The sequence below is a fragment of the Cyanobium sp. BA20m-p-22 genome, from assembly GCF_024346275.1.
Taxonomy (GTDB): Bacteria; Cyanobacteriota; Cyanobacteriia; order PCC-6307; family Cyanobiaceae; genus Cyanobium_A.
The window spans coordinates 1-6,466 of sequence record NZ_JAGQCQ010000212.1 but is presented as its reverse complement, the minus strand read 5'-3'; the positions used below and the strand labels follow the sequence as shown (position 1 = coordinate 6,466).

Genomic DNA, 6,466 nt, shown 5'->3' with positions numbered 1-6,466 from the left:
CAGCCCGCTGCTCTATCACTTGGAGCTATGTGAGCGGGCAATGATTCAAGCCTGCGCACGCGATGCCCGGACCCTTGAGCTGGTGGGGGCTTGAGCGATGAAAGAAAAAGCCACCGTTGGAGCGGTGGCTGGTGGATTAAATCCTGAAACCAGCCTACCTACCGAGGCTAAGCACTTCCTACAGCTGCTCGGCAAAGACCCCGCCAAAACATGGTTCCGCTGCATCCGCCCTGTCCAGGGGCCAATAAGACATGGCAACGGGACAGACCTGCAGGGATTCGACGAGGCCACGCTTGAGGCGGACAACAAAGCAGGCGCGTCGATATTCTTCATCACTGGTGATGCAGATCAAGCCACCGGCAAGTACAAGAACGGCAAACCAACAGGCGCAGTCGAAGACCACGACGTTCATGCCTGCCGGGCTCTGTTTGTCGAGTGGGATGGTAAGCCCATCGAGTGGCAGTCGCGGGCATGGCGCGAGCTGGGCCTACCTGAGCCCTCAGCCATGGTCAAGACCGGCGGCAAGTCGGTGCATTGCTACTGGGTCCTAACCGAACCCCTGTCGACTGATGAATGGCGAGTTGGGACCCAACGCCTGATCAAGCATTGCGACAGCGACAAGCAATGCAGTAACCCATCAAGGCTGATGCGTCTGCCTGGCTTTGACTATATCGACAAAAAGACAGGCAAGCCCAACGGCCAGCGGGCTGAGTTGACCCACGACACCGGCACCCGCTACACCCTGCAGCAGATCCTGGACTGCCTGCCCGAGCCAGAGCCCCAGTTGCTCAACGTCAAGCAGTCAGGGCCCTTTGCCAGTAGCGCTCGCAAGGCAGCAGCAGACCTGCCACCACGGCCAGAAAGCTCTGTGATTGATGCCTTGAGGCAGGTGCCTGAGTTCAAGCATGACCAGGGCCGCCGTGATGAGTTGCTAGGGCTAGCGCTTCGTCTGTCGGTTGAGCTGGGCACCGAGCGGGCACATGAGTTGATGGCTAAGCATTCGCCCACCGTCACAGACCTTGCGGGCTATTTCCGCAAAGGACCAGACCGCATCAGCCCAGGCTCGCTTTACCCATTTCTGCGCGAGCACTACGGCATCGACATCCAGCGCCACGACCTCAAGCGGGACTTACGGCCCGCGGGCCGGCAAAATGATGCAGGCGAGATCGTCAACGGTTTTGGCGACCAGTCAGCCCCACCCGCATCGTTCCAGGCATTGATCCAGCTGCTGCCAGATGGCTGGAGCGAGAAGGGCAACCAGCAAACCCTGACTCCCGGCCGGCTGGCCGAGATGCTCCCGAGCAACTGGCTGAGATTCAACGAGCTTGATCTACGGGCTGAAATTCAGACCAGAAGCCGGTGGCAGCGGATCACTGACGCCTGCCTTGATTCCGCTTATGTGCTGCTCACCGCCAAGGGCTGGAGCATCACGGCGGAGCCCGTCGTGAAGGCGGTGCTCCATGCCGCTAGGCAATGCCCCCATCACCCAGTCCGCGATTACTTGGAGCAGATCGAGGTAAACCCAAGCATCACCCCGTTTGATCTCGATCAGGTCGGGCCGCGCTTCTTCCGCGCTACCAACCCGCTTCACGTTGAGATGATCCGCAAGTGGCTGATTGGCGCTGTTGCGCGGGCGCTCCATCCCGGCTGCCAGATGGACTACTGCTTGGTGCTACAGGGCGGACAAGGCCAGAAGAAGTCTCGATCAATTGAGGCCCTCGCCTCAAAGGATTTTCATTGCTGCAGCGTGCCCGAAAACGAAAAGGATCTACTACTGAATGTTCACAGCACTTGGATCTATGAGCTGGCGGAGCTGGAGAGCGTCACCAACCGCAAAGAATCCGGGCGATTGAAGAATCTAATAACCACCAGTATCGACAACATGCGTCCACCGTATGGGCGCACAGCGGAACGGCTTCCCCGTCAGTCGGTCTTCGCCGCCACTGTCAACGAGGACACTTTTCTGCGGGATGACACCGGGAACCGCCGGTACTGGGTTGTTCCGGTTGAAGGTGCTGGCCCATTGGATCGGGCAGGCATCACTGCCGCCAGGGATTCGATCTGGAAAGCCGCTGTGATCGCCTACCGCTCGGGTGAGCTCCCCATGCTCTCCACGGCGATGGAAACCCTGAGCGCTACACAAAACGAGGACTTCAACCAGCAGGACCCGTGGGTCGAGATGGTCCGCGCCTGGATGGACGGCGATCCGTTGGCGCGGTGGGACAGGGAACGCGACCCCTCCCCTCTGAGCTACGACCCAGAACAGCCCTTCACCAGCGCGGAGGTGCTGTACTCAGCCGGCCTGCGACGCCCAGACCAAATCCAGAGATACGACGAAAACAGGATCGCGGCTGTGCTGAAGAAAATGGGCTTTCAGAAGCGCAAGCAAGAACGGGTAGGGGGGCGGAAGGTCCGCCGGTGGGAGCTGTCCCAACCGCCACAACCGCCACAACCACAAGGCGCCAGGGTTGTGACACCCCAGACTGACTGCACTGGAACGGGTCTGTCCACCTTGTCCCAACCGCCACAACCTTTTTCAGGAAAAACGGAGGAGGTAAATGAGAGCGCTACAGGGGGCGCTGGTGGGCATACGAATCAGGTTTTTTCTGAGGAGGGTTGTGGCACCCCCCTTCACCCGCCCAAATCAATTGAGGCGCAGTCGGTTTCAGTGTCCCAACCCCCCTTAGAAGAGGTTGTGACACCTGAGGGGGTTAAGACACCTCAGCGCAACAAAGGGAGCCAACGTCGCAAAAAGGGCCAGGCGTCCGCCCCGTTTGATCGGCGAACCTACGAATCGACTTTCCTATAGTAATCCTTACTTGATGTAGGCCGTGCAAGAACTACTACCAAGAAGGCCAACCTCTTGGGATGTGCTTGGCCTACACAACTGGAAGCAAGAATCCAATCGTCCACTGGTGACTGCAGTCTTTTAGCCATGACTAGTAATAGGGTTTGCTATCTAGTGATGAATATGCTGTTGCAAAAGCGGAGTTCCTGTGAACTCAACCATATTCTTTGAAATTGCCCAACTCCTCAACAGCCATTTGGGCTACCCCCACCAGCACAGACCACTGCAGAGCGCTCCATGGCGGTGGGCCCCAGCAGTCAACTTCGAGGTAGCGGTTACAGCTAGATGCCACATCACCCCACCAGTCCAGGGCAGGGGCCTCGCTGGGCACCGGGGTGGCGCTGTTGACCTGCCTCCTCAGCAATCGTCTCACCGTGTCCGCCAGTCCGTCGAGTTCAAGGCAGCGTGCACCGGATGGGCTGGTGCGCTCAAAAGCACTCAATGATCCGCTCTTGAGCAGCCTGTAGATCGTGCTGCGGCTCCGAAAGCCAAGCGCTATCGATGCTTCTGTGATGCTCACTTCCATTGGGGGCTCCTGATAAGCAATGAGGGGGGCTGCTGGCAAAGGGGAGGGGGTAGGGGTTGCTATAGCCACATTAGCCGATTTGGGTGGGCGTCCCAAAACATCTACCCTGTACCTGGCCTGCAGGTGCGGTTCTAATTACCTCACATGTTAAACATCCAGGAAGGACCCATTAAGCAAGTGAGCCATAATTAGGCGGCAAAATTAGGGGACAATTAGTTAGAGCAACTTCTATGGGTGCAGCCTGTTTCGACGCGGTACTTAGGCCTGTTGCGGTGGTGCGTTCTCTGTTCAGGGGTGGGTGCGCAATGGCCGGTGTGTTTCCGATAAGCGCCAGCTTGAGGCGGCCAGCCCAGCTGCCCCCTCCCCGCAAGGGCACACCCATCAAGGGCAGCGGCCAGAGCAGACCCCTGGCACCAAGATCCATACCGTGTTAGTACAGGAGTACGCATGCAACAGTCACCATGGTGCCGCTCCTCCTCTCCCGCTTAGAGCCCTCCCGCAAGGAGGCGATAGAAGACTGGCCCTGGCTTGATAAGGCGGTGCTCCGCTCCAGCCGCAGCCGCCAGGTCTGCATGACCTGCCACTTCTTCCGCCACCACCCGGGGCCCGAGTGCATACCGCTGCTCACCTGCCACCTAAATCAGGGCCTGATCGCCCACGGCGAGCACCTGACCAGCCGCTGCCAGGGCTGGACCGAAGACCTGCATCGACAGCGGGGCTGGGCGCCGGAGGTGGCCTGAGCGAGGGACCCATAGCCGACCACCGCTGTCGCCCAAGGAGGCCTGGCTTAGCGACGGCCGGCATGTTCTCCACTTCCGGCCCAGCCGCTGGGACCGTTGGTGTCAGCAGCTAGAAGTCACGGTCGGGGAGCTGTTGCCGGATCAACCGGTGCCGCGGCTCAAACGGCGGCTGGAGATCAGCCGCGAGGAGGCCCTCAAGCTCTGGAGCGAGAAGCGGCAGGTGGGTTGGCAGGCATGTCCGCCGCAGTGGATCCCGCAGAAGCCGCTGCGGGCCTGAATGGCGCTACCGCTACCGGTTCAGCCCGCCAGCATGGGGACACCCGTTATCAACCTGTGCTCTTGCCTTCCCCTGTATTGCTTACAAACACAGAAACAGGTGGAGCACCCCGACACCTCCCCATAAAAGTGGGAGAGGGGCGCATCATGGGAGCAGCTCCCTATATGCCATGGAAATCCTCCTCCCTCTTTTGATTCTGGGATTGGTATGCGGTATCTACAGCAGTCTTGTGGCTAGTGCTAAGGGGTATAAAGCACCCGTTTGGTTCTTTAGTGGGCTTCTCTTCGACCCCCTTGGTCTGCTGGCCTCAATAGGCATACCAGATCTGAAGCTCCGTAGATACCTCCGCCTTCTGGCAGAGCATCAAAGCGCAGTGGGTAAGGAGGAATCCCCTTCGCTCCCTCTACGTGGAGAAGAAGACGCGGACGCTCAGCGCCGCCGAATACTTGGGCTGAAGTAAGTCTCAGCTCCGCCGTTTGACGTAACAGCTATTGCGCTGTTGGTGCTTAAAGCGACGGCTGCTTGATGCTCTCCGCCTGGTACTCCGTCACCGTTGTCAACGAGATTTTCGATGCTCCGACCCGCCAGGTTTTTGTGTGGATCTTGGTTCTTATTTGGCTAGTGCACGAGTCACTGGTTTCGCCCCTATCGACCTCGTTGTAATCCGTGCCGAGGTAAAATGACTGCCTATTCTTGTCTATCAATTCGTAACTAGTATCAGATGTGATTCGTCTTGTTCCACATACGGACTTGGCGATCTCTTCAAAGGTGCATTCCCGGTAGGATTTCTTTCTGATAATAGTCAGTGGGCCACAGTCCTGCATGGAGAAACCCATACTGCCAACTTGCCTCTGAAAGTTGTTGTTTTTCTCGACATCTCGGCCGCAGGTGTAGCGGTCGCCGTTGCTCGTTGTGAGATACGTCTCGATTATTTTTGAGCTGCCAGACCAGCTAGCAGTTCCGCTTGGTAACCCAGGAGGCCCCCAGATGCAGTCTGGCCCGGCAGACGCGGGCGATGCCATCAGGACAGCAGCAGCAGCTACTAGGTAGCGCATGTCTCAGCGGCAGATAGCCCGATTATCCCGCAGCCTGTTTGACGTAACAACGATTGCGACAGCTTAGCCAGCTAGCCGGCTAGCCGAATAAGCGCCTAATTGGCGTGGCAGCTTGCCACCTAGTCGCCTAGCTGCTTAGCTGCGGCGCATGGCACACCGCGTTCTGACTGTTTGCGGCTTGAAAGGCGGCACCGCCAAGACCAGCAGACCACCAACCTGGCCGCCTGGTGGTCTGCTGCTGGCCAGCGTGTGCTGCTGATCGACGCCGATCCGAATGGCAGCGCCACGAAGCTGCACGCCCGTGGCGAAGGTGCGCTGCTTGCTGCTGGCAGTGCCGTGGCACCAATACAGCAGGCGCCGATGGCAATGGCGAAGCCTTGGGATCTGGTGGTGGTCGACACCGCTGGCGGCAGCCGCGACGAGCAGCGCACCTATGCCGAAGGCAGCGACTTCGTGCTGGCGCCATGCCAACCAGCGGCCAGCTCCATCGAGCAGGTGGTCGACCTGGCCGAGATCCTGAAAGCCACTGGCGTGCCGTTCGGCGTGGTTCTGACCATGTGCGACACCAGACGCAAGGTCGACGCAATCAAGACCAGGCAAGTGCTTGAACGTGTCGGCTTGCCGGTGCTGGCGGCTCAGATCACTCTGCTGTCGGCATGGCCGAAAGCCGAAGCCGCTGGCCTTGCCGTACGCGATGCACGCACCGACGCCGACAGGCCAGACGCCGGTGCCGTTACGGCATGGCAGCAGGTGGCAGACCTTGCAACCGAAATCGAAACCAAGCTGCAGCCATGAAGCTCGACAAGATCACCAAGCAGCTCGAGGAACGCCAGCAAGGTCTGGCCGCCGTCTTCGGCACTGCACCGCCAGAACCGCCAGAACCGCCAGAACCGTCAACGGCGCCAGCACGCCGCGCACGGCAGCAGGTCGAAGGCAGCAAGCGCAGCAGTTGGACGATGCGCGCCTGGTATGTGCAGCCAGAAACGGCTAGCCGCCTACGCGCCTATGTGAATAGGCAGC

General features: G+C 59.4%; 6 protein-coding genes. 5 read left to right on the top strand and 1 reads right to left on the bottom strand.

Features of this window, described 5'->3' with window-relative positions:
- Positions 1 to 97 precede the first annotated feature (97 nt).
- A complete protein-coding gene (locus KBZ15_RS15870; RefSeq protein ID WP_255016168.1) occupies positions 98 to 2,809 on the top strand; it encodes a virulence-associated E family protein in 2,712 nt (903 codons plus the stop codon).
- Between the two features lie 193 nt (positions 2,810 to 3,002).
- On the opposite strand, the gene KBZ15_RS15865 is transcribed toward KBZ15_RS15870, so the two are convergent.
- Entirely contained in the window at positions 3,003 to 3,374 is a 372-nt protein-coding gene (locus KBZ15_RS15865; protein ID WP_255016167.1) for a hypothetical protein, read from the bottom strand.
- 461 nt (positions 3,375 to 3,835) lie between these two features.
- On the opposite strand from KBZ15_RS15865, the gene KBZ15_RS15860 reads away from it, so the two are divergent.
- The 4 genes from KBZ15_RS15860 to KBZ15_RS15845 all read left to right on the top strand — a co-directional run.
- Positions 3,836 to 4,114, top strand: a complete 279-nt coding sequence (locus KBZ15_RS15860) for a galactose oxidase (protein WP_255016166.1) — start codon at positions 3,836 to 3,838, stop codon at positions 4,112 to 4,114.
- A complete protein-coding gene (locus KBZ15_RS15855; protein WP_315859910.1) occupies positions 4,080 to 4,391 on the top strand; it encodes a DUF1651 domain-containing protein in 312 nt (103 codons plus the stop codon). The genes KBZ15_RS15860 and KBZ15_RS15855 overlap by 35 nt, the downstream gene beginning before the upstream one ends.
- Before the next feature lie 1,226 nt (positions 4,392 to 5,617).
- Positions 5,618 to 6,241 carry a hypothetical protein gene (locus tag KBZ15_RS15850; RefSeq protein WP_255016165.1) on the top strand — a complete coding sequence of 208 codons (624 nt, stop codon included), beginning with the start codon at positions 5,618 to 5,620 and terminating at the stop codon, positions 6,239 to 6,241.
- Positions 6,238 to 6,466 (top strand): hypothetical protein (locus tag KBZ15_RS15845; protein ID WP_255016164.1); only part of this gene is annotated, 229 nt, incomplete at its 3' end. The genes KBZ15_RS15850 and KBZ15_RS15845, both read left to right, overlap by 4 nt.

Bases quoted from the DNA above. Each gene is read 5' to 3' on its own strand.
- KBZ15_RS15870 (WP_255016168.1), top strand. From the start codon at position 98: ATGAAAGAAAAAGCCACCGTTGGAGCGGTGGCTGGTGGATTAAATCCT.
- KBZ15_RS15865 (WP_255016167.1), bottom strand. From the start codon at position 3,374: ATGGAAGTGAGCATCACAGAAGCATCGATAGCGCTTGGCTTTCGGAGC.
- KBZ15_RS15860 (WP_255016166.1), top strand. From the start codon at position 3,836: ATGGTGCCGCTCCTCCTCTCCCGCTTAGAGCCCTCCCGCAAGGAGGCG.